Source organism: Desulfamplus magnetovallimortis (assembly GCF_900170035.1).
Classification (GTDB): Bacteria; Desulfobacterota; Desulfobacteria; order Desulfobacterales; family Desulfobacteraceae; genus Desulfamplus; species Desulfamplus magnetovallimortis.
In genome coordinates this window covers 116,736-140,930 of sequence record NZ_LT828543.1, presented here as the reverse complement: position 1 = coordinate 140,930, position 24,195 = coordinate 116,736, and the positions used below count along the sequence as shown (strand labels likewise).

Annotated in this window: 17 protein-coding genes; 7 read left to right on the top strand and 10 right to left on the bottom strand. The window is 40.4% G+C overall.

Going from position 1 to position 24,195, the window contains the following annotated elements:
* Positions 1 to 101 precede the first annotated feature (101 nt).
* The 4 genes from MTBBW1_RS09245 (at position 102) to MTBBW1_RS09225 (ending at position 4,602) form a co-directional block, all read left to right on the top strand.
* The gene (locus MTBBW1_RS09245) at positions 102 to 803 is read left to right on the top strand and encodes a response regulator (protein ID WP_186441179.1); all 702 of its coding nucleotides are present in this window, start codon (positions 102 to 104) and stop codon (positions 801 to 803) included.
* Between the two features lie 264 nt (positions 804 to 1,067).
* Entirely contained in the window at positions 1,068 to 1,592 is a 525-nt protein-coding gene (locus MTBBW1_RS09235) for a response regulator (RefSeq protein ID WP_080802379.1), read from the top strand.
* 20 nt (positions 1,593 to 1,612) lie between these two features.
* A complete protein-coding gene (locus MTBBW1_RS09230; RefSeq protein ID WP_139786718.1) occupies positions 1,613 to 3,640 on the top strand; it encodes a flagellar assembly protein A in 2,028 nt (675 codons plus the stop codon).
* A gap of 401 nt (positions 3,641 to 4,041) precedes the next feature.
* A complete protein-coding gene (locus MTBBW1_RS09225; RefSeq protein WP_080802376.1) occupies positions 4,042 to 4,602 on the top strand; it encodes a hypothetical protein in 561 nt (186 codons plus the stop codon).
* On the opposite strand, the gene MTBBW1_RS09220 is transcribed toward MTBBW1_RS09225, so the two are convergent.
* The 3 genes from MTBBW1_RS09220 to ccsB all read right to left on the bottom strand — a co-directional run bounded on the left by MTBBW1_RS09220 (position 4,594) and on the right by ccsB (position 9,251).
* Positions 4,594 to 5,952: a sigma-54-dependent transcriptional regulator gene (locus MTBBW1_RS09220; protein WP_080802372.1), complete on the bottom strand. Its 1,359-nt coding sequence runs from the start codon at positions 5,950 to 5,952 to the stop codon at positions 4,594 to 4,596. The two genes, MTBBW1_RS09225 and MTBBW1_RS09220, sit on opposite strands and share 9 nt — an antisense overlap.
* Positions 5,953 to 6,937: 985 nt before the next feature.
* Positions 6,938 to 8,362 carry a transferase gene (locus MTBBW1_RS09215; protein ID WP_080802369.1) on the bottom strand — a complete coding sequence of 475 codons (1,425 nt, stop codon included), beginning with the start codon at positions 8,360 to 8,362 and terminating at the stop codon, positions 6,938 to 6,940.
* 49 nt (positions 8,363 to 8,411) lie between these two features.
* Complete coding sequence (gene ccsB, locus MTBBW1_RS09210) at positions 8,412 to 9,251, bottom strand: c-type cytochrome biogenesis protein CcsB (protein WP_080802366.1); 840 nt, start codon at positions 9,249 to 9,251, stop codon at positions 8,412 to 8,414.
* 541 nt (positions 9,252 to 9,792) lie between these two features.
* Here ccsB and MTBBW1_RS09205 point away from each other — a divergent pair.
* Both MTBBW1_RS09205 and MTBBW1_RS09200 read left to right on the top strand, forming a co-directional pair.
* Positions 9,793 to 10,344, top strand: a complete 552-nt coding sequence (locus MTBBW1_RS09205; RefSeq protein ID WP_139786717.1) for a hypothetical protein — start codon at positions 9,793 to 9,795, stop codon at positions 10,342 to 10,344.
* A 303-nt stretch (positions 10,345 to 10,647) separates the two neighbouring features.
* On the top strand, positions 10,648 to 12,243 hold the full coding sequence (locus MTBBW1_RS09200) for a potassium channel family protein (protein ID WP_245809315.1): 1,596 nt from the start codon (positions 10,648 to 10,650) through the stop codon (positions 12,241 to 12,243).
* A 254-nt stretch (positions 12,244 to 12,497) separates the two neighbouring features.
* Here the strand turns inward: MTBBW1_RS09200 and MTBBW1_RS09195 are convergent, their stop codons facing one another.
* The 6 genes from MTBBW1_RS09195 to MTBBW1_RS09170 form a co-directional block, all read right to left on the bottom strand.
* Positions 12,498 to 14,366 carry a flagellar assembly protein A gene (locus MTBBW1_RS09195; RefSeq protein ID WP_080802361.1) on the bottom strand — a complete coding sequence of 623 codons (1,869 nt, stop codon included), beginning with the start codon at positions 14,364 to 14,366 and terminating at the stop codon, positions 12,498 to 12,500.
* Positions 14,363 to 14,917 (bottom strand): response regulator, encoded by a 555-nt coding sequence (locus MTBBW1_RS09190; protein ID WP_186441178.1) that lies wholly within the window; start codon positions 14,915 to 14,917, stop codon positions 14,363 to 14,365. Before MTBBW1_RS09190 ends, MTBBW1_RS09195 begins: the two co-directional genes overlap by 4 nt.
* A gap of 276 nt (positions 14,918 to 15,193) precedes the next feature.
* The gene (locus MTBBW1_RS09185; RefSeq protein ID WP_080802356.1) at positions 15,194 to 15,505 is read right to left on the bottom strand and encodes a type II toxin-antitoxin system PemK/MazF family toxin; all 312 of its coding nucleotides are present in this window, start codon (positions 15,503 to 15,505) and stop codon (positions 15,194 to 15,196) included.
* Entirely contained in the window at positions 15,502 to 15,735 is a 234-nt protein-coding gene (locus tag MTBBW1_RS09180) for a ribbon-helix-helix protein, CopG family (RefSeq protein ID WP_080802355.1), read from the bottom strand. Before MTBBW1_RS09180 ends, MTBBW1_RS09185 begins: the two co-directional genes overlap by 4 nt.
* 289 nt (positions 15,736 to 16,024) lie before the next feature.
* Positions 16,025 to 16,831 (bottom strand): CBS domain-containing protein, encoded by an 807-nt coding sequence (locus MTBBW1_RS09175; RefSeq protein WP_080802353.1) that lies wholly within the window; start codon positions 16,829 to 16,831, stop codon positions 16,025 to 16,027.
* 26 nt (positions 16,832 to 16,857) lie between these two features.
* On the bottom strand, positions 16,858 to 18,540 hold the full coding sequence (locus tag MTBBW1_RS09170) for a Na/Pi cotransporter family protein (protein WP_080802351.1): 1,683 nt from the start codon (positions 18,538 to 18,540) through the stop codon (positions 16,858 to 16,860).
* 783 nt (positions 18,541 to 19,323) lie between these two features.
* Here MTBBW1_RS09170 and nhaR point away from each other — a divergent pair.
* Positions 19,324 to 20,280: a transcriptional activator NhaR gene (gene nhaR / locus MTBBW1_RS09165; protein ID WP_080802348.1), complete on the top strand. Its 957-nt coding sequence runs from the start codon at positions 19,324 to 19,326 to the stop codon at positions 20,278 to 20,280.
* 167 nt (positions 20,281 to 20,447) lie between these two features.
* Here the strand turns inward: nhaR and MTBBW1_RS09160 are convergent, their stop codons facing one another.
* Positions 20,448 to 23,750: a hybrid sensor histidine kinase/response regulator gene (locus MTBBW1_RS09160; protein ID WP_080802346.1), complete on the bottom strand. Its 3,303-nt coding sequence runs from the start codon at positions 23,748 to 23,750 to the stop codon at positions 20,448 to 20,450.
* Positions 23,751 to 24,195: the final 445 nt, after the last annotated feature.

The following is a 24,195-nucleotide window of genomic DNA, read 5'->3' as shown; positions in this document are numbered from 1 at the left end:
CATACCATATATTCGCCGTTTTAGTTTAATGAAGCACTATATGTAGTTATAAAATCGAGAACATATGACTCATGAGTAAAAAAAGTATTAAGGCGAAAACAATGGATAAAATAACAACCGGAAAATTTTCACATACTGTCCTGATTGTGGATGATGAAAAGAAGATTGGAAAATCCATAGGGCGACTTCTCACATTAAATGATATTTCCTTTGTCTATGCAGAGAGCGGCCACAAAGCTATGGACGAGATGCGCTCTGCTGAAAAGCCATTTTCCGTTATTTTGTCTGACCAGCAAATGCCCGAAATGAGCGGAGCCGAGTTTCTTGAGCAGGCTAAAAAGATACATCCTGATACCATTCGTTTTCTTTTAACTGCGTACTCGGATATTGACACTGTTACAGCCTCCATAAACAAAGGTTCTGTTCACAGATACCTTTTGAAGCCATGGGATGACGATATATTGATGGAAACCCTGAACTCTGCTTTTTTGCAGTATGAAAAAATTATTGAAAACGAAAGACTTCTTGTAACTGCAAAAACACAGCATAAAAAATTATTACAGATGGAACAGGCATTGATGGAGATAACAAGCAGGCAGTACAGAGAAATCAGAAAACGGGACAGGGAGATAGAGCATATCCAGGCACAGCTTAAAGATGACCTTTCAAATGCATCCTGCCACCCTGATCAGCTTATTGATGAGTTGAACAGCTTTATTGATAATTCCATAAATAAAGAGATGGTCAACAAAGAAAAGGTTGTTAAAGAGAAAAAGACAGAAGATGAAAAAAAGAAGAAGTAAAGAAAGCAGAAGAGAACAAAATGGAGGCGAAGTCAACGAATTCTATAGAGATGCAAAATAAAAAACTGAACTACTTGATGATTTTTATTCCTGTTGCATTGAGATTGTTTTTGATGAATTTGATGAAATTGCACAGCGTAACGGCATTGAAATGCCTCTGCCTTCACAGGAGAAATTGTAATACCCGCCTTCACAGAAGAAGTTATAAAAATTCCTTTTACAGGAGAAGTTATAAAATCTGCTTTCACAGGAGAGATTATAAAAATGCTGAATGAGACAAAAAAACCGACAGTCATGATTGTTGATTCTGATCCGTCACAAAGAGAGATGATGAAACAGATATTTGTCTCCATTGATTGGGAGGCAGTCTCGCATGACTCACCTTCAGATGCACTTGAACTCCTTGACAAAAGGAGATCGTCCCCTTTTGTCCTTATTGTGTGCGGTGTGAACCTTAATGGAATAAATGGGAGCGATTTTCTTGCAAAGGCAGAAGCTATATCCCCTCTGACCCGCAGAATGCTTGTTCTGCCCCGCAGTGAAAACAAGGCACTTATAGAGGCCATCAACTCAACAGACATACATGCATGCATGACCACTCCTTTTGATAAAAGTGATCTTGTCAGCAAGGCTGAAAATGCTCTTTATGAATTCACGAGCATCAAAAAGAAAGAGATATACAAACGCCTTGTAAAACGCCAGAATCAGGAACTCTTTCTTAAATCCAAAAGCCTTAAACACAAGGAAGAAAAACTTGCAGAGCAGTTGAAAACAAGGAAAAAAAAGTAGTCAAGCTGAAATTGAGGCTTTTGAATAAAAACAAGGAAGATGCTCTATCCACACGCATATCCCTTGCCGGCGTTCTTGATCATAAAAAAGTGGAGATCCAGCCTGTGAATCTTTTCAGGGAGTTTCTGCTCATTGATGAATCATTAAAAAATATGCTTGGCAAGGTTGCCTCAAACCATGTACTTGAATGGAGACCCGCGGAGGTTTATACAATTATAAATGGAGAAACCAGAAATTATGATCTGAATATACAGTCAGAAATTGATGATGAAACAGAAACCCGCAATGAAGCAGAATCCAGCGATACAGAAGAAAATGAATTTGCTGCAGAAGAGCAAAAAAAATCTGGAAATGCCCCCCTTATTGAAAAGGTAAAAAGATGCCTTTATATTTCAACTCTCAGTACAGATGTCACAATAATAGAGCGTAAAGGAGGAATTGTTCGGTATGAAGGAGAAGAAAAACTGCTTGATCAATACCTTGAACTGACTGTTTCTAATGATAAAATTGAGGCATTTATTCGCAAAAAAAAGGAGCTGAAATCTGAGATTGTAAATCTATCGTCACTTCTCTATTTTTTGAAAAAAAAGAGAATAACATATGGCATTATATCAGATGAGGAGATCGAAAAATGGCTTATGGAGAGTACACCTGAAGCTGATGAAAAACCATTTGTAATAGCCAGAGGCGTAAAGCCGATTGCCGGTCAGGATGGTTCTGTCAACTATCTTTTCAGGACAGACTATACAAATCCTGGAAAAATCATGAAAGATGGTTCCATAGATTTTCGTGACAAAGGAGATATGCCATATGTCAACAAAGATACTTTACTGGCAATCAAAACGCCATTTAAGGAAGGAATTTCAGGAGTTGATGTTTTTGGCATAAAAATAATGCCACAAGAGCCTTTTGATCCCCCATTTACTTCAGGGAACGGTACCATAATTTCAGAGGATAAACTACAAATAACATCTGCTGCCAATGGACAGCCCCATGTGGATATCATGGGAAACATAACTGTAAATGATGAACTTGTCATAAAAGGAGATGTGGATCTTAAAACTGGCAATGTCATTTTCAAGGGAAATATTGTGGTAAATGGCATTATTAAAGAGGGAATGACCGTTAAAGGAATTAACCTAACAGCAAAGGAGATTGAAGGTGCAACCATTGACCTAAAAGGCGATTTAAATGTTGCAAACGGAATATCACATACAACTGTTAAAGCTGTCGGCAATATTCATACAAAATTTGTAAATTCTTCCCAAATAACCGGTTTTGGAGATTTCACTGTTGAAAAGGAGATTGTTGATTCAAATCTTATTTTAAGTGGCTCCTGCAATGTTCTCAGGGGGACGGTTATGGCATCCACCCTAAATGCCAGAAAAGGAATTGAGACAAAACAGGTGGGAACAATCGCCTCAAAACCTTCGAATCTTGTTGTTGGAACAGATGACATTGCTGATCTGATGGAGAAAAAAATTGACGAACTTCTGGAAGAGGGGCGAATTACCATAGATAAAATCAGAAAAGCCATGAATCTTCTTAATGGAGAAGATGAAGCACTGTTTACACAAATTACAGAATCTGCTCATATTCAGGACAGGGCACTTTTTGAAATAGAGGAGCTAAAAAAACAGCTTGTACGCCACAGAGAGTCAAACGATAACAATGAGCTTAAAAAAGTTGCGGAAAAAATAAAAACCCTGAAAGAAAGAGCACACAGTGCAGAAGATCTCATAAATTCACTTTTTGAAAAACAGGGTGTTCTTACAGCCAAAAGGGATAAACTATCACTTGGAATTGAACAGCAGGAGAAAAAAAACATGGTGCTGTTAAAGGAGAAAAGGATAATAGGCCAGTCAATAAGAATGATGGAACCCAACCCAACTGTAAAGGTTAACGGAACCATTCTTCAAGGCTCCAAAATTATAGGCCCTGGAAGCTCGATTGTTCTTGAAAAGGATTACTCAAGGTGTATTATAAGAGAGATGGCAAAGGATGAGGATAACCCGCATTTTTTTGAAATGGAGATCAAAGGTATCTGATTCCCACCAAAGTCGCGATTTTTTCTATAGACTTCCAGAAAAATATTTTTCCATCTCAACTTTGAAGGGCAACCACATAGGGTTGCCCCTACGTTGTGCTTGCAAATTTAATTATCTGGACAACTATAATAAACCTCCATGTTTGCTGACGCATTACAACGAAACATGAAAATTTTTGTATATCAGTGTATTACGGAAACTTTCTAATAACGGCCATGGCAGAACCTTCTGCCTCAACGAAGCATGAAAGCCCCGCGCAACCAAAAACGGCGGGGACTTTCATATAAAACCCTCATGTTTGCTGACGCATCACAACTAAACATGAAAGTCGTTGTATATCAGCATGTTATGGGAAAATTCTAAAAAATGCCAAAACGCGAGATGCACCGGGAGTCGATCATTTGAAATATATCTATGAATATATAATCAACCAGGAAAATATCATTATCACCACTTCCCAAAATTTTTATTTTTTCGCACATAATAATGAGGCTCAAGAGTTAGTCGAAAATTCCATTATTGGACAATCACTATGCAGCTTTATAGGCGGCAAAGAGACTAAAGAGCTTTATCGTCTTTTAATTGAACGTGTCAGAAGTGAAAAAAGAGAAATCTCTATCCCTTTCAGATGTGACAGTCCCACTATTCGAAGGTTTATGAAACTGCATATAAAAAGATTAAATGAGACCATGGTGCGTTTTCAAGGCTGTCTGATTAAGGAAGAAAAACGCACAAAAATTGACCTTCTTGACATTACTATTCCAAGAAATGATACTTTATTGCGGATGTGTAGCTGGTGTAAAAAGGTTTATGTTAATGATTCCTGGTTAGAAGTTGAAAATGCCATACGAGAATTAGATTTATTTGGGAGTATTTGCCTTCCTGCTCTTACTCATGGAATGTGCGATAAATGCAGGGAGATGTTAATGAATGAGATATCAAATTTGAGAAATTCAGGTTAGCAAGTATTTTTTCAATTTCCTGTAAAGAGTAGCTTCTCCTATATTGAGTATTTTGGATGCCTCTTTGCGGTTGTTATTCGTTTTTGCAAGGGCATTGACAATCGCTGCTTTTTCATATGCCTCCAGTGAATCCTCAAGGGGAGCCATATTTGCAGAAGAGGCAGGTTGATAGATTGGTTCCGGAAAATCATATGGTTCTATAACCTTGCCCGAACTTAATGCCATGATTCTTCGTATCACGTTTTCAAGCTCCCTGATATTTCCGGGCCAGGGATACTTTTCCATGACTCTTAAAGACTCCCTTGATATTGAGTCAGGTTTTGAAAAATCAGTCTGATGTTTTTTTATAAAATGTTCAGTAAGAGGATGAATATCCTCCACTCTTTTTCTCAATGGCGGAACATTGATGGTGACAGCAGAAAGCCTGTAGTAGAGATCCTCACGAAATCGCTTCTCTTTTATCTCTTTGCCAAGGTCTCTGTTGGTGGCCGCAAGGATTCTTACATCAACCTTGCAAGGAGTATCTGAACCAACAGGGCGTATCTCTTTTTCCTGAATCAAACGAAGCATCTTGGCCTGAATTGACATGGGCATCTCCCCGATCTCATCCAGAAAAAGAGTTCCTCTGTCTGCTGCCATCACAACCCCCCTGCTTGAAGCATATGCTCCTGTAAACGAACCTTTAAGATGTCCGAAAAGCTCGCTTTCAAGCATATTCTCATTGATGGTTGTACAGTCCACAACAGCAAAACGATTATCTGACCTTGCGCTGTGATGATGAATTGCCTTGGCCACAACCTCTTTTCCCGTTCCGGTTTCTCCCTGAATCAATACAGTCTCATCGCACCTGCCCACCTTTGTTATAAACTTTTTAAGCTCCATTGCAACAGTGGATATTCCTATGAATTTTTCATAGTTGAAATGGCATGCAATTTCGCTTTTAAGAAGATTGTTTTCCCGATCTAATTTCCAAAGTCTATACAATTGATTAACCCTTGCAATAAGGTTCTCCGGCATAAAGGGTTTTTCAATAAAATCAACTGCGCCATTTTTAATGGCTTCAACAGCATCCCTTATGTTACCATGCCCTGTGACCATAACAACCATTATTTGAGGATAATCTGACATCATCCTTTTCAAAAGTTCCTGTCCATCCATTCCTGGCATTTTAAGATCAATTAATGCAGCATGTATTTCATTTTTTTCAAGCAGATCAAGGGCATTTTCAGCATCAGAAGCAGTATATAGACTGTAATCCTCATCAAAAAATATCCTTTTCATTGAAGAGAGAATCTGTTTTTGATCATCAACAAAAAGCAGTGAAAATTTATCCGGATTCCTATGGTACATTATGTTCCTTTTTTATTGAAAAATTTCTATAATTTATAAATCGCAGTATTTCAAAAATAAGAATAGACCATGTTATAAATGATGTCAAAAGATATAGAATTATTAAATATAAATGCCGAAACTGGATTAAAGGTGGGGTGTCCAAAAACCAATTAATTTGATGCACAAAACGTGATTATGTAGAGACGCAATGCATTGCGTCTCTACCGTTCGGTTATTTTCGCCATTGGATGATCAACCGAAAATGGCAGATTTAGACACCCCAGATTAAAGGATTTATGATATGGCATGAAAGGCAGTACAAGAAATAAACTCAAAGTTGACACCTATGATCTTGTGAGCCTTGTTAATAGTGTCTGAGTCAGGATTCCCAAAATTAACAGGATAAGGCATGACTATCTATCCTGAGCATCCTATAGTTTTCCAGATAATTAAATTTGCAAGCACAACTTAGGGGCAACCTTATGTGGTTGCCCTTCAAAGTTGAGATGGAAAAATATTTTTCTGGAAGTCTATATCCATCCTGTTTATCCTGGTTCAGACAACTGCAATAAAATCTGAAAAAGTAATAAGATGTGGATGTTGAGCAACATAGGTTTTACTAAGTCACTTTGATACACGGTTTCAAGAATATCATGGGAACTCCTTTTATACTCAAAAACGACACCTATGACCTTATGAGCCTTGTTAATACTCTCTGAATCAGGATGCCCAGGATAATCAGGATTTACAGGATAAAAATCTTGAGCATCCTGTAAATCCTGGTTATCCTGATTCAGACAAATGCAATAAATGCCAAAAAAGCCAACAAGATGTCGATTTTGAGTTTATATGAAATTTTCTGTAACATCCTGTTTTTAAAACGACTTTCATCTTTTCGATTGTGGCGGTCATCAGCCATGTAAGTTATATGAAAGTTCCCGCCGTTTTTGGTTGCGCGGGGCTTTCATGCTTTGTTGTGGGTGATGGCCTGGCATGGCTGTTATTAAGGTTGAATCGAGATAGTCGGATACAAGCCTTTTAAAGTGCCCTTTGGATAAGGCTGAATTGTATTAAATGAAATATCCTGATTCTTTTGGGCATGACCTCTGTTATCCTTACCATCAAAAAATGCACCGTTTACTTCCAGTATATGATGAATTCTCTTTTGAAAGGCTGTAATAAAACTCTTGCCACTGCCCTCGAAAGTCATAGGCCCCTTTTCAAGTTTGTTCTCAATGGCCAAAAAATCGTCGATGGGCAAACTATTGTTTGCAAGATCCTTTTCATCGTTTATCAACCCCCACACCACATAACGTTCCGGTATTACGAGCGGCTCATTAATATCGATTATCGTATGGGGCATAATGACACACTCTTTGCCCACAGTAAGCCTGCTATTGGCTTTGCCTTGCAGAAAACTGTTAAACCCGACAAAAACATTCCGACCCAAATCAGCTTCTATGATTTTTGCACCATGAGCTGTAATATTTAACCCTTCTAAACGCGAATTTATAACAAAACAGTTTTCTTGTACATTTGCACCCTTACCTAACCAGGCATTTTTTAGAAAAGCCCTTTGAGCCACAAGCACATTCTCACCGATTTGGGTCTGAAGATCTACAACAGCATATCTATCCAGTGAAGAAGTATCCGGAAGAGGTTCTGGAGATTCAAGGTTCATAGCATTGAATATTCTTTCAAAAGCTTCTTTCCGTTCTTCCATAAAATTGATAAAAATCCCCTGGGGCTGGCTCTCTGCTGTGAAGTCAATGTACTTTTTCAGCCGATTCCGGGGATGTCGATATGCAAAATCAAAGTTATCGGGACTCCGGACCCAAATAGTTCCCGGCATAATCTTCAGGTGGTTGATTTCTCCGGCCTGAATATATGAAAATGCTCCAATTACACAGTCGTGAACCGTTGTTAGGTCAACAGTTGCAAAAGGTTCTATAAAACAACCATCACACGGAGCGCCATGGATATTGGAATAATGTGTGGCTACGGTGTTTTTGATGAAGAATTGTTCCAATGATTCAGGGTCATGGGAATAGTTATGAACCATTGTTTTGATCAATGCACTATCCTCGATGTATATTTCTTCATCTTTGGACAGCTCAATTTCAAAGTTCTTAAACTGTAGCACATCTCCCTTTTTTTTCAGTTCATCGCCTCGGATATCGGACTTATAAAGTAAGGAGTTGATCACCTGGCTTTTTCCCAGAAAATAACTCCCGGCAAGCCCGGAATGTTTGAAATAAAAACTTATTGGATGATTGTCGGTTATGCCATAAAACGCATAGAATTTTTCCATCTGACCCGGTGGAATCAGGTCCCATACATATGGCTTTACGTCAAATTCTAACTCTCTCAAGTTAATTGTGGTTCGCTGGATAATGCGAGTGTATAGTTTTTCAAGTTCATTATTCATAACACCATAACTCCTTCATTCAACATATTGTTTCAGGTTGCGGAAAAATTTACCCATAGCTATGAAGCCCTGACAGAAGATAGTTAACCCCGTAGTAAGTGAACATCACCGAAGCAAATCCGATGATCGAGAACCAGGCTATCCTTTTACCGCCCCATCCCATAATATATCGGAAATGCAAAGCTGCGGCATAAAGGAACCATGTAATCAGAGACCAGGTTTCTTTGGGGTCCCAGCTCCAGTAAGTTCCCCAAGCTGAATTCGCCCAGACAGCTCCTGTGATGATGCCGGCAGTGAACCAAAAAAAGCCGAATACAAGGGTTTTCTGGATAATGTCATCAATGGTATCTAAGCTTGGTAGTTGTGACATAAGCCTGCTCAACCTGCCTGCTGACGAGCTATTTGATTTCAGCATTAGCAGATAGACAGAGCCTAAGCCGCAGGAGATCGCAAATGCGGCATAACCAATGAAACAAGTAACCACATGGGCTATCAACCAGTTGCTTTTCAAAGCCGGAATCAGAGGGGTTATCGCTGGATTCTTGAGTCCGGCAAGGCCCATGGCAACGGCTGAAAATGGTACAACAAAAGCTCCGAGAAATCGATTCCCATACCTGTATTCAAACCACAGGAAAACACTGCTGATGGACAAGGCAAAAAAGACCAGGGATTCGTACATATTCGACAGAGGGGCATAGCCGAACCCCATCCAGTGAGACTCAGCCCATCGAAGTCCTATGCCGGCTGTATTGGCAGCAACAGCAATGACTGTTGCAGCAGTAGCGGCAAAGCCGATCCGTTTTGCCCTGAATATGAACATTCCGATATAGAGAATTGATGCCAGTAGATAGGCAAATGTAGTTATACCGAGAAGGTGTGAGCTGCTCATGAAACATCCTTTCTTTTAGCGTTCTCCAGTATGTGCCCAAGGTTCAGAGAAACCCCGAACAGTTGCTCTGCTGTGTGATGAATTTTTCTGTCCATCTCTATCAGTTTACTATAAGCTTAAACAACCATTGCGACAATTAGAAAAATATAGTATTATCATTCGAAATAAACTAAAGATTTACAGGAGATTGGCCATGGAATGGCTTAACTATAGCTTTCCAGAGAAGAATTTTATTTTTTTTATTAAAAAAATGTTAAGATAACAGATAGTTAGACTTTTTCATTGTCATTTTAATTATCTGGAATACTATGTAATCATCTTTACTATTTTACCGTGAAAATGACTATCATTTTTATATTTGGGGGTGATTGATACGTAATCAATCATGCCCGTTTACTATACTGGGAAACAGCGGCATGCTTTATAGAGTCTCAAAAGACAAGGCAAGAGGTTATAGGTGTGGATTTTCAATAGGTTGGACGGCCATCAGGTGAGAACTATAGTCAGAGCTCTGCACATGAGGGCACTTAATAGCATTATCATGGAAAAAAAAGCGTTTAAAATCCCTGTATCAAAAGATATTCATCTATTTATCGTTTATTTTAAGCGGCTGGTCAGGTTCATAAAAATAGGTTTGTTGCTTCATATGACAACTTTGTTGAGCTTGTTTTTGTTTGTAGAATTCAGCTATACTGCCCTGGCAGCATTTCAACAGCATCAATGGCTCAATTTTTTGGGGCATGGACTTCTTGCAATCTATGGTGCCGTTTTGCCCGTTTTTTCACAACTGGATATTTTCAGCCGCTACCAGAATTACAAAAAAGCCAAGGATCTATTTCATGAGAACGGATTTAGGCCCCGGATCGCTAACCTGTATGCCGCCTCCCGCTGCCAGAGGGACGCCATCAAAATTGCAGCAAATGACCTTGGGTTGCTCCGGGAACTATCCAGCCATTATGAACAAATGGGCTACCGGTGGTATCACATTTTGCCCGACTTTCTCCGTTCAAACCCTCAGATTATCCTGACCCGCAGGTTTTGGCAGAAAACTTTGTTTGAAAAAACCTATAGATCAAAACATTTCCTCTGGTAAATTTACATCATTTGGTTCAAATTCTATATAACGTACATGGCTGATGACCGCCACAATCGAAGAGATGAAAGTCGATTTAAAAACAGGCTGTTACCGATATTTTCATATAAATCAGCCTGCGTTTGATTGTCTTGTATAATCAGCCCGGATCAGATGCTGACATCATAATTGGGGTTGGATAAAAACTGCAAAAAAAGGTTTGTCACCATGAAATTCATTTCTTCTCAGATTTTATACTTTACTCGAAGCAGAACCACTAAACGGAACTTCAGGTTGTTGTTCCGCTTTCTTTTAGTGTTGACCATGCTGGTGGTTATATACAGTGTCCTGTTCCATTTTATTATGCTGTTTGAAAACAAAGAGTTTAGCTGGATGACCGGTTTTTACTGGACACTGACGGTCATGTCAACGCTTGGTTTCGGGGATATAACCTTTGCCAGTGACTTGGGCAAGGCATTCACCATGCTCGTCCTAATATCTGGTATTTTGTTTCTTCTTGTCATGCTTCCCTTTACTTTTATCCAGTTTTTTTACGGCCCGTGGCTTGAAGCCCAGTCCCGGGCAAAAACACCACGGGAATTACCTGAGAATACGCATGGGCACGTGATATTGACTAACTTTGATCCGTTGACAATCAATCTGATCGGAAAACTGGAGAAGTATAAATACCCGTATGTGATCCTTGCTCCTGACATGCAGCATGCCCTGGAATTATATGATTTAAATTTTAAGGTCGTCCGGGGGGATCTGGGTGATCCAGAAACCTATAAGCTGCTCCGTTTCGCAAATGCCGCTATGCTCATCGCCAACAATGACGATATGACCAACACAGATATCTCATTTACGGCCAGAGAAATATCTGAAAAAACACCCATTGTAACCAATGCCGATGCCGACCATTCCATTGATATTATGCAGCTTGCCGGCAGTACCTATGTATTTCAGTTCATGAAGATGCTCGGAGAATCCCTGGCCCGAAGAACATTGGGGATGAGTATGGGGACGAATGTTATCGGAACATTTGATCAACTTCTCATTGCTGAAGCACCTGCCATGCGGACACTGCTTGAGGGAAAAACACTTCTTCAAAGCAATTTACGGGAAAAAACCGGAATAACCGTTGTCGGACTCTGGGAACGGGGATTATTTGAAAATCCTCGGCCACAGACACGCATCAATGCCACAACTGTGCTGTTATTGGCTGGGTCGGCCGCACAGCTAAAAAAATATGATGAGATTTTTTCCACATACCGCGAATATCACACCAAAGGCACCCCGGTTTTGATCCTGGGCGGTGGGCGGGTAGGGCAGGCTGCGGCAAAAGCCCTGGAAGAAAGGCACATTTCTTATACTGTTGTTGAAAAAAATAGAAAGTTGATTCAAAATAGCAAGTATATACATGGAAATGCCGCAGATCTTGAAACATTGAATTTGGCAGGGATACAACAGGCATCATCCGTGATTATTACCACCCATGATGATTCCATGAATGTTTACTTGGCGATCTATTGCCGCAAGCTTCGAGCCGACATCCAGATCGTCAGCCGGGCCAATATGGACAGTAATATATCCAAGCTGCACAATGCGGGAGCCGACCTCGTCATGTCCCATGCATCTATGGGTGCCAATACGATCATAAATCTGCTAAAACCCAATAAAATTCTGATGGTTGCAGAAGGGTTGAATATTTTCAGGATGCCTGTGGTACAGGCTCTGGAGGGTCAATCCCTTGCCGACAGCCAAATCCGGAAAGAGACAGGCTGCAGCGTTATCGCCATACGCCGGAAAAACAAGTTAAAAATCAACCCTGAGCCTTCTATTCTGCTTGAGAATGGGGATGAAATGGTCCTCATCGGAACCAGCGATGCGGAAAAACGTCTTTTGACTATTTATTCATGATGGGTCTTTGTTAGTTTGACATATGTGAAATGTGTGTTGAAAGTTGCGGATTGCAAATGCAATAACGTATATGGCGGATTACCGCCACAATCTAAGGGATGAAAGTCGTTTTTAAAACAGGCTGTTACGGAGACTCTCATATAACGTACATGGCGGATTCACGCCACAATCGAAAAAATGAAAGTTGTTTTAAAAACAGGCACTTACTGAGACTTTCATATAAAAAAAGATGGGGTCGTTCCTGGGAAAAAGCCCTATTTTGATTCCAAAATTGTCAATCTCCACAATTCAGCATCATTTGATTTAACTTCCTTTATCGTCACATTACGAACCGTTTCTGTAAGCATCAGAGATGAATGAATCCCAAACAGATTTGTCCCTTGCCAAATTGGGCATTTTACTTTAATGACAGGGACTCCTTTTTCCTCAATTGACCATTTAATGATGGCATCTTTTTCTTCACTGATTTTTTCTATCTCTTTTACTAATGTTTCGATAGTTATTAGATCCTGGGCAATCTTTTCATCCAACAGCTCTTGATTTTTAAAACAGTTGTTCTTTTCTTGTTCAGTCGTCTCGTTTCTGGTTTTAAGCTCCAGAAGTTTTACCCCAATTCTGCCTCTCCCATCCATCACACCGTCTCTTTTTAACTCGGCAAGTTTCTGTTCCAAAGATCGTCTTTCCGACATCATCCGATCCTGGCGCTGGGCCAATTCAGATATTTTCTGGTGAATGGCCACCTGGGCTGCGGCCTGCTTTTCATATCGTTTCTGGGTCTTTTCCAGCACTTTTTTCTTGTCATCAATGGCATAATTAAAGGCCTGAATCCGCTTTTTGACATTTTCATCCATGCCAACATGTATTCTGCAGGGTGGGGAAACATCTGTCCCCACTTCCTTTGATTCAAAGCCCATTTTGGCTGAAATAAAAGAGGATATGATCTTGCCCCGATCTGTTTTGAATATTCCGCTGGAACGTATTTTGGAATTGATCACCTCTTTCTCCACAATCACGTTGCCAAAGGACTTTATATTTGATCCTGTGATAAATTTTGCAGTTATATTTCCTTCCGATTTGACATCCGCACTGATGATGCCACCTGGAATAGTCACATCCCCCAATGCAACGATTTTGCCTCCCATGATCTCTTTTGCGGTCAGATTCCCGCACGTTACGGCAAATCCATTCATAATGGAGCCATTTACAATCACATTGCCATCAAACTTTATATTCCCGGTATTGAAATTCACATCCCCGTTAATGACAAGTTCAGCATAGACGGAAATCATCCCTCCAACAGCAAGATTGGGCTGACCATCAAGGGTTGCATAAAGCATCAAACCATCTTCTGACAAACGGGTGCCTTCCCCGCACTTGAAAGGGATATCCGTTACCTCAGGAGCAGGGATTGATTTGCCATAGACATCAATTCCGGGCTCGCTATTTTGCATGGGAAGTTTGGTTGCCAGAAGATCTCCGGTTTGTACCCGTGGAGCGCTTCCCCGTTCTCTGTAATCAATTGCTCCATTTTCACTGACGGTTCCAGCTTTTAAGTGGTCAACATCAAAATGATAAACCATGGATGCATCACATCCCGGTAATGGTGATTTTCCTCTTGCAATCGTAATCAAACGGGTTTTATTTAATGTTTCTAAATATTGCGATATCTCTTCAATGTCTGCAATACCATATGTTATGCCGTTGTGGTGTAGAAAATCAATGATATCATCCGGGGTTATTTTTTCGGAAAAACCCTTTTTGAGCTGGATGCGGGCTTCCAGTTTGTCCGGAGTGACCATCAGATGAAAGGGGGCTTCGGTTGGGCTCCTTTGGTGCTCTGTATCACTGGCATAGTCTAATTTACCTGAGTGGAGTTGTTGGTCTGAAAAACCGGACTTTTTGGTGAGACGCTGGGTTAAGGCGCTATGAAGATCGTCCAGTTTCTCGGGAGAGATCACCCCTTTTTCCAGGAATATTTCCCCAAGGGGAATCTTCTTTCCTGCCGTGGCTTCTCTTTGTTGGAATGAAAATGCCCTTGCTAACAGTTTCTTTGTCACAAGGTTCTGCCCCAGGGCAATTCTGGCAAGAAGAATATCATACTCGTTGATATTCTCTGTTATCATACGACTTTCTTTTTATCTTCTGATGCAATATGTTTTTGCGAAAAATCGTTATCTGTTCCCTTTTTACTCTCCCCTTGTGCCTCTTTTTTACTCTCTTTTTCACTCCTTTTCCAGATATCTCCTGGAGATTCAGGTTGCCCAGGGAGTGCATCAAGGCCAGTCCCTTCCGCCTTCAGGGTATTAAATCCTCCAATCCGTTTTCCCACTTGAACCAGTGCTTCCAGTTCGTCAAAATCAATGGGCTCGGTCAGATATGAGTCAATTCCCTCCCTGAAACCTTCCAGTTTTTTCTCTTTTGGCAACTTTTTTGCCAACATTATCAAATAGATATATGAGTCCTTTGGCAAACCTCGGATGGTGCGACACAGCTCTATTCCATCCATGTCTGACATCTCCCAGGTTGCAATGATTATACCTATGGGATACTGCTGAAGACGTTCAAGAGCCTCAAAACCACTGGAAGCGTGAACAATAGAGTATCCTTTTCCTTGAAGAAACTCAGTCAGTTTATTTTGAAAGGTTGTATTCTCATCAACCAATAGAATCGTCATATCGGGATATTCCATTCTACTATAGTGCATTGTCAGCACTTAATTTTAGGGTTGCCAGAGAACACCATGAGCAGAAAACATGACGTAGAGACAAGGCATGCCTTGTCTCTAAAAGTAGCCGCAGCCTAATGTTGATGGGCTCGTAAAAAGTCCGGTTTCAGCATTTTTTCAGCTATAACATACTGAGTTTATTAATAGCGAATTTGCTGATTTCGATTTTTTACAGGGGTATCAATGTTTAGCTTTGACAAAGCACTATCAACTTTGGCCCGTTCATCAAATATGCAAAGCAAATTTGATAGCGTTTCCCACCTGGGTCATTTTTTTTGTTGGTAGAGTCGTAATCAAACCATCTATTTTTCCCTTAGAAACGGTCTGTATATGATCACAATTCACTGCACAGTCATTCAGCATACCATCATCGGTAGAAAGAAATACTTCAGATGGAATATCACGTATCGTGCTTGTAATTGGTGCTACTGTTACTTCTCCAAGATACTCGATAATTGAATTTCGTGTTAAAATTAAAACTGGTCTTTTCTTATCCGGCTTTGTGAATTTGTACCATCTGATCTCTCCACGTTTCATGCATCACCCCAAACCTGTTCATCTTCCCAGCCTGAAAATTCATCTACACCCACAGGAAAACGTTGATAGCCTTTCCGATGTTTTTCCTCCATACGATTGACATCATACTTTTCTATAGCATCACGAAGCGCCTCTCTGGTAAATGCTGAACGACTTGTCTTAAGGGATTTTACGATAGAATCTACAGTATCAACAAGGTCATCATCCAGTGTCATTTGTATTGTTCTCATTTGATCCTCCCAGTATTAAATGTGGACTACTATAGCTATATTAATCCACATGATTGAGAATGTCAAAAACATGCTGTCTGCACATTAAAGAAGGCCCTCTTTATTTTTTGGTTCTTTCCTCTTTAACGTTTATCAACAAGAGAGCGACGTATGACTTTTCTCAAAAGATTCAGAGGAATAATCAAAAATGCCAGAGACAGTATCAGAAGCCACTCGTTGAACAAAAGTCCATGGGTCCTCAAAATCACTCCTCCGGCATAGGTCATGACAACCTGTATGACAAGAATACTCAATGTTTCATTGAGGAAAAAATACTTGAGAATGGTTTTTCATCCCTCCCCACACCAAACATCCGCTGAATATCCTGGATCGAATCTTCTTGTACTCCCTTGATGAGTCTTTCCGCTTTGATGATCCCCATGATTCGATTCTCGGAATCAACAACCGGTGCGGCAAAGTATTTCCTTTTTGACAACTCTTTTGCCGCATCCTGGACATCGAGGAAAGAATCAAGTGAGAAGACATTTTTCAGCATGACCGATTCCAGGGTTTGGTTGGGCAGTGCAATCATGAGATCACGCATGTTGATCACACCTATGAGATGCTTTTCAGCATCAACGACATATGCGTATGAGGCCGGAAGTCTTTTTTTTGATAGCGACCTAATTTTACTGATGACCTCCCGTGCAGTGAGATTTCTATCAAACGAGAGAAAATCGGTTGTCATGAAACGCCCCACACTACTTTCAGGATACTCCAGCAACTCTCGAATCTGCACTTTGAGGGTACCGCTGATGTAGTGTTTTATCCGCTCACGGAACTCTTTGGACACGTGCATCAAAAGCGTCGTCAATATCTGGGGCTCAAGACGAGGCAATATCTTATTCAGCGTGGCATCATCAAAGTTTTCCAACAACGTCGCTACAAAGCTGATTTGCAGATTTTTAATGATTTGAATGGTAAGTTCAGACGGCAACACCTGGAGAACCATGGAGGCTTCCTTTTCGCTCAGACTTTCAATGATGTAAGATGCTGTGGCAATGTCATGGCTAATGAATTTTTTTATGATGTGGTTATAATCGTCTAAATTTTCCATTATATATTCTCTATCTCTCTTCTCTTCTATCTTTCTATCTCTTTATCAAAAGCATCTGTTCTCTCTCTCGTAAGCGACATATCTTTCACACTGAATATCATCATTCGGCATGCCTGGGTGAACAGTCTGTTCACAAGAAAAAGTGTAGACAAATCCCGCTCCATCTGTGCGTCAATACAGGAGGTTTGAACCGTGTTTTTGATAAAGTCCTCGTCCAGCTGTTCTACCTTACGAAAAATTCTTATGATGGCATCATACTGCGCATCCATATCCGTTAAGGTCAACACGGAGTTCATCTCATGGTATAGTGAAACTAACCGTTTTTTGAACCGATTATACTGCTGGTTGAGAAATGCCGAGTCCGATGATTCAAACTCATCCAAATCGGATTGAATGCCTTTGAAATTTTTAGCAACATTAATGATATTTCTCGATGCCAAAATAGCCTTTTCAATATCATAAATGCCTGCATCATCCAGTTTTTGAGATTGGATGCGGGAGTAGTAAGCAATAATCGATGAATGGAGGCGTTTAATGTCATCATAGAGATCCTGAGTTGATATTCTTTTCTTTCGATTCTTTAGATTTTTTTCAAAGGGCAATGGTTCATCAAATACAAGTTCTCGATCTATTTGTAATATTCTCATGGTATAGAGCTGACATTCATGAAACAGATGGATGATCTCATTTTTGAGTGACATGATTGCAGCATCAATTTCCTCTGCCGGTGTATTGGCAATATAGACACTCAATTCGGTTTTACGTTCAGGAAAGAATCTGATTAACCCTTTTGCCATCAAAGAGACGAGGGGAATAAAAATCAAAACTCCCGTGATATTGAATATGGTATGAAACAACGCCAGGCCCATTGGCCCGCTTTTGGAAATATCAATAAAATATTTTACGATCGTGACCAATACCGGCAAACTTAAAAACGCAACGATTCCGGTTACAAGGTTAAACAACATGTGGCTTGCAGCAACAATTTTTTTGGGAGGCGTCCCCCCGATGGCTCCGATCAATACGGTAACCGTTGTGCCGATGTTGGCACCGATCACCATTGCCGCCGCCATTTCAAAGGACATCAACTGACTGTTTAATGCGGTCAGTGCAATTGCAAGGGTTGCCGCACTTGCTTGCATGAGTGCCGTCATGACCGTTCCGATAATCAGGTACATCCACAAAGAAAGATCGGCAAATTGCTCCGGATTAAAGTGCTGGGAAAATCCTTCGACACTGGTCTTCATATAATCCAGCCCAAGGAACAAAAAGCCGAACCCAATGATCAATCTGTTGAGATGATAAAAGCGAGTCCCCGGTTTAAAGAGAACCAGCCCTGCCGCCGCAACACCGATAAAGGGGAGTGGAAAGGTCTCAATTTTGATTTTAAATCCCAGTGTGGCGACAATCCAGGCAGTCAGTGTCGTGCCGATATTTGACCCAAGAATGACGCCGATGGCATTTTCCATGTTCATGATGCCGGCACCGACAAAGGCAAGTACCATCAATGATACTGCCGAGCTACTTTGCAATATGGCAGTGACAAACACACCATTGGCAATGGCTTTCAATCTTGTGTCAGTATAATCTCTCACCACCCGTCTAAAGGCCTTTCCGGATAGATCTTTGATGGCATGCTCCAGAATCTGCATACCGAAAAGGAAAATTCCCAGTCCTGCAAATAATTTCCAATAGTCAAATTCGTACATGAAAAGCTCACATCCTTTCGGATAGGTCTAAACGTGTTGACCTGTCTTAATATTTTGAAATAAATGATTATTAGCTCCAAATTAAGATTGAAATGAACTGAAATTTTGGCAAGCTTCATTTCCCAGTTTACACTTTCCAGATAGAAAACTCTGAGTTGCGGGAATCTCTCACAAAAAGTGTAAAGTACTTTTGGGGTCAAATGAAGGATGCCGAAATTTTGGAGGTAATTATGAAGGCATCAGAATATACTCAAAGTCGACACCTATGATCTTGTAAGCCTTGTCAACACTGTCTGAATCAGGATTCCCAAGATTAACAGGATAAGGCAGGATTATCTATCCTGAGCATCCTATCCATCCTGGTTATCCTGGTTCAGACAACTGCAATAACTTCTGAAAAAGCAATAAGATGTCGATTTTGAGAATATAAGTTTAAGGCTCAAGATAACAAAAATCAGATTCGAACGCAAAAGTGTTGAGTAATTTTTTCCGCTTAATAGAATATTTTACCCAATTAGAGGATTTTGTTACTCCGATAAGTGATTCAATTAAGAAATCGCTTGCTGAAGCATTTGAAAATAATTGTTTGAAAGCACACAAGCAAGTTCGCCGTTAGTTACTTTTGTCACAAAAAGGAGTGTGTATTTCGGCTTTGAATTAATCTCTGGATAGGCCGAAAATATGCGTCCTGGTTTTTGCTATATGCTGAAACAACCATTGCGACAATTAGAAAAATATAGTATTTTCATTCGAAATAAACTAAAGATTCACAGGAGATTGGCCATGGAATGGCTTAACTATCATCATCTTTACTATTTCTGGGAAACAGCAAGGGAAGAAAATATCACCAGGGCCAGTGAACGGCTGCGGCTTGCACCTTCAACCATAAGTGCGCAGATAGGGAAGCTTGAGGAGATGCTGGAAGGCAAGCTCTTCCGAAAAACAGGCCGTAACCTGGAGTTAACAGACATGGGGCGGCTGGTTTTCCGGTATGCAGACGAAATTTTTTCCCTTGGCCGGGAACTCGTGGACACGGTAAGGGGAAGACCTGTGTCTGGTCCTCTTAGGCTTAACGTCGGGGTCGTGGATGCCCTTCCTAAGCTTGTTGTCAGGAAGCTCCTCGAACCTGCCTTCTCGCTTCCCGAGCAGATCCACCTTGTATGCCGTGAAGGCAAAGAAGAGCATCTTCTGGCCGAACTCTCTATTCATGCTTTAGATATGGTTCTGACCGATACGCCGGTAAAACCAGGGCTTAGTGTCAAGGCTTTCAGCCACCTCTTGGGCGAGTGCGGTGTAACCTTCTTTGCAGTCAATTCTATGGCAACCAACCTGACTGCCAATTTCCCAAAATCACTGGACGGTATTCCCATGCTGCTTCCAGGGTCCATGTCAGCCCTGCGGGGCTCTCTGGATCGCTGGTTTGACTCACTCAATATCCATCCGATGGTTGTCGGAGAGTTCGATGATCAGGCACTTCTCAAGATTTTTGGCCAGGCAGGAGACGGGGTTTTCGCTGCACCATCGGTCATTGAACAAGAAATCCAGAAGCAGTACGATCTGTCAGTGATCGGCCGCTCCCATAAGGTCAAAGAACAATTCTACGTTATCTCTGTGGAACGGATTATCAAGCATCCCGCTGTAGCCGCCATCCAGAAAGCTGCGACCACTTCGATGCTTAAAGACGAGACTGGTTCCAGCAGGGTTTTGAATACTTTGGCTGAATTTCGACAAAGTAATTAAGATGAACTCGTAAAAAGTCCGATTTCAGCATTTTTCAGGCTGTAACATGTTGAAATCATTAATAGTGATTTTGGAGACTCTTGTTTTTTACAGGGGCATCAATTAAGGTATTTTTAAACAAATGCAACTACTGTTGGAAAAGTAATAAAATGTCAATTTTTGAACAATTATGTATTGCTGCTTTTTTGCTTATGGCCATCCAGAATTTTTCTGACTGTTGATGAGATTTCATATCCTGAAACAGGTTTCTGAAGATATCCTTCAAAACCAAGTTCAATGCTTTTCTCCATATCTATAAGGTCGCTGTAACCTGTGCATATTACAATGGGAAGATCAGGTCTTGTTTTTTTGATTTCAGAAGCAAGCTCCACTCCTGTCATACCAGGCATTGTCATGTCTGTAATTAAAAGATCAAAATTGTCGGGATTTTGTCTGAATGTTTCCAAAGCACGAACACTCCCAACGATATTTGTGACATTATAACCTATCCTCTCCAGAAACATTGTCTCCATTTTTAAAATGGTCTCATCATCATCAACAACAAGTATTCGCTCACTCCCTTTCTTAATATCCTTACTATTTTGGGCATCCTTAATATCATCCACTGCATCTCTGTTTATTGGAATGCAAATATGAATTCTTGTTCCCAGGCCCACCTGACTCTCAACCCTTATGCCGCCCTTACACCTTTTTACTATTCCCTGAACAACCGAAAGTCCAAGACCGGTTCCCCTGCCTATATCCTTTGTCGTAAAATAGGGGTCAAAAATCTTATCAAGGATATCCCTGTCAATCCCCGATCCTGTATCTGCAACTGTCAAAAGAGCGTAATCTCCGGAAGGCACAGCATCATCCTCTGACATTTCAGATGAAAAAAAGTTCCAGGGAGAGATAGTATCTATAAATCCAGGTTTTATTGTTGTCTGCCGAAGGCTTATCTTCAACTGCCCCCCTGTCTCCTGCATGGCATGATATGCATTGGTGGCAAGATTCATGATAATTTGGTGAATCTGGGTGGGATCTGCTACCACCATACCGCAGTCAGGGTCAATATCAGACTGTATGTCAATTGTTTTGGGGATGGAGGCCGTGAGAAGTTTCAGGGCCTCTTTCAGTATCAGTTGAATACTTACAGGCATTACAAGTTTATCACTCTGGCGGCTGAATGTCAGAATCTGTTTTACAAGATCCCTTGCCCGAAAGGCTGCCTGAAGTATCTCTGATATGTACTGCTGCTGAGGGCTGTTTTTTGGAAAATCATCCTGAAGCATCTCAGTAAAGCCCATGAGCGGAAAAAGAATATTATTAAAATCATGGGCAATGCCGCCTGCAAGTGTACCTATGGCCTCCATCTTCTGTGCCTGCTGGAGACGTTCTTCGATCAGGCGATGTTCAGTTACATCTTTAAGTATAACAAGTGCTATATCTCCAAGGGATGTCATGTAAAATTCGCACCTTCGTTTGGTGCCGTTTTTTGTTGCAAGGTCACACTCCTGCATCACAACATTTTCTGATGCATCATCAGATATGCTTCTCCCTTTGTTTGATCTAATTGCCATTTTTTCTTCAGTGCCGTTGGTTTTTTCGGAACTATCCATGCAAATAGTTACAGATCCATCAACAACACATTTCCAGATATCATGTAATCTTTTTTTGCTGTCAATGTCTGTTACAGCTTTCTGCCACCAACTCTCCATATCAGGAATATCTTTTTTTTCATATCCCAGTATATTGACAAACTTGTCGTTGACAAAAATGATATTGTCATTATCGTCAACAATCATCATGGCAAACGGAGATTTTTCAATCATCTTTCTGAAGCGGGCTTCACTTTGTTTAAGGGACTCTTCAGCACTTTTACGGGCTGTTATATCCCTTGCAACACCCAGGACACCAATAAGTTGTGATGCCGAGTCATACATGGGGGTTTTGATTTTTTCCAACAGTTCCCTGTGGCCGTCATCTGCATATACGATCTCCTCTTCATTGATCTGGGGTTTTCCAGAACGTATTGCAGCAAGATCCTTTTCCCTGAAGGAATCTGCAACTTTTCGGTCAAGAAAGTCATAATCTGTTTTTCCTTTTATATCAGCTTCCTTTGCCCCGAAAAATCGTTCAAATCTGGAGTTACATGAGATATAAACTCCATCTTCATCTTTAAGCCATATGAGATCAGGAATGGTATTAATAAGGGAGCGAAGGTGACCTTCGCTCTTTTTCAGCTTTTTTTCTGCCCTTCTTCTTATATTAAAGTTATAACCCAAAACAATAATTACAATTACTAAGAAAAGAAAAATTGTGGAGCCTGTAATAATAATCTGCCTGTGAGACTTATAAAAAGATGGCTTTGCGTTTATGACAATGGCACTTTCGGGCAAACTGGATTTTTTGATATTGAATTTTTCAAGCTGTCTGTTGTCAAACATATAGCGGTTGGGGCTTTTCATTACTATTGGAATCTCTTGTGGAGTTTTTCCATCAAGGATCTCCATGGCCATCTGTGCGGCAGTTTCACCCTGTCTGAAGCCGTTGACAACCATTCCCCCAACAACACCATGTCCCATAAAAAAATCCCAGCAGCCATATATTGGTACATGGCTTACTTTTTCAATCTCCTTAGCGGACTCTTCAAATGAAAGAAGAGTTCCTGTTTCTGTACGTACAGTCGTTGCAAGCAGTATCATGCGATCTGCTTTGAGTTTTTTGACATCATCAAGCATCTGGGTCTGATTAAAATTGATTTTATATTCAAATGTAAGAATTTTTTCATATTCAGGAATAAGTTTGTCCAGAAGTGCCTTGTTGTGGCGGCAGGTTGGAGAGTCATCACCATAAAAGACAACATAACGTATATCAGGATGGAGTTTTATGGCAATGTCAATGGTTGATTTTAAATCAACCTCCTCAACAGTTCCGGTAATAAAATCTCTTTGGCCTGACATACTTTCAGGCGAAAAATTATTGATTCCGCAAAAAACAATGGGTGTATCAGGAAAAAGAGCGTGGCGATACTTTATTAAAAAATCAAGTGCATTATTGTCAGAGCAGATAATGATATCAAATCTTGTATCCTGATATTTGATTTTATAAAAATCAAAAAGAGATTTGTAAAAATCAGCTCTGTTAATTCTCTTGGTATCCATATAGTCATACCAGATATTAACATCACTATCTTTAAAAACAGATTCAATGCCGGCTTCAATTGAATTAACCCACGAAAGATTTGAATGGTATGAATGCAGAACAAGTATTTTTTCCGAATGCTGCATGGCATTCATCTCTGAAATCGGGAATGATATGATCAAAAGGAATACTATCGGGAGTGCAAGAGATACCACAGGCTTACACAAAACAGGTATCTGCATAAATGTGTCTATTGCGGTGTCTCTAAAAGTGTCTGTTGTGCTGTCTGTAAAACTGGATAGAGACAAAGATAAACTTGTCTCCACAATAGTGTGCCCTTTCTTCATAAGCTTGGCTCCATAGGCATTTTCTTTGCGTAATGTTCATCTTCTGATTTATGAATCTCATATGTGGGGTTGGTTCTAATGTCTGCCAGTGTAGGGGGAGTCCCTCCAATACCTGCCCTTTACAAGGGCAACCACAGGGGATTGTCCCTACAAAAAATGGCAAAAATAGAATCAAAACCTCATATTTTCCCTTTCAGGGTCAATTTTTAGATTAGCATAACCAGTGATGAATCAGCAACGGATTTTGCCTGTTCCAAGCGTCAAAAAATTTTATAAGGCGATTATAATTCTACTTTGTTAGCTTATCTTTGCTTCCTATTTTTGGTGTCTGAATCAGGATGCCCAGGATGTTCAGGATTAACAAGATTTGCAAAATTACCTTTTATCCTGTGAATCCTGACTATCCTGATTCAGACAATTTAAGAAGATAACAAAGTAGAAATAA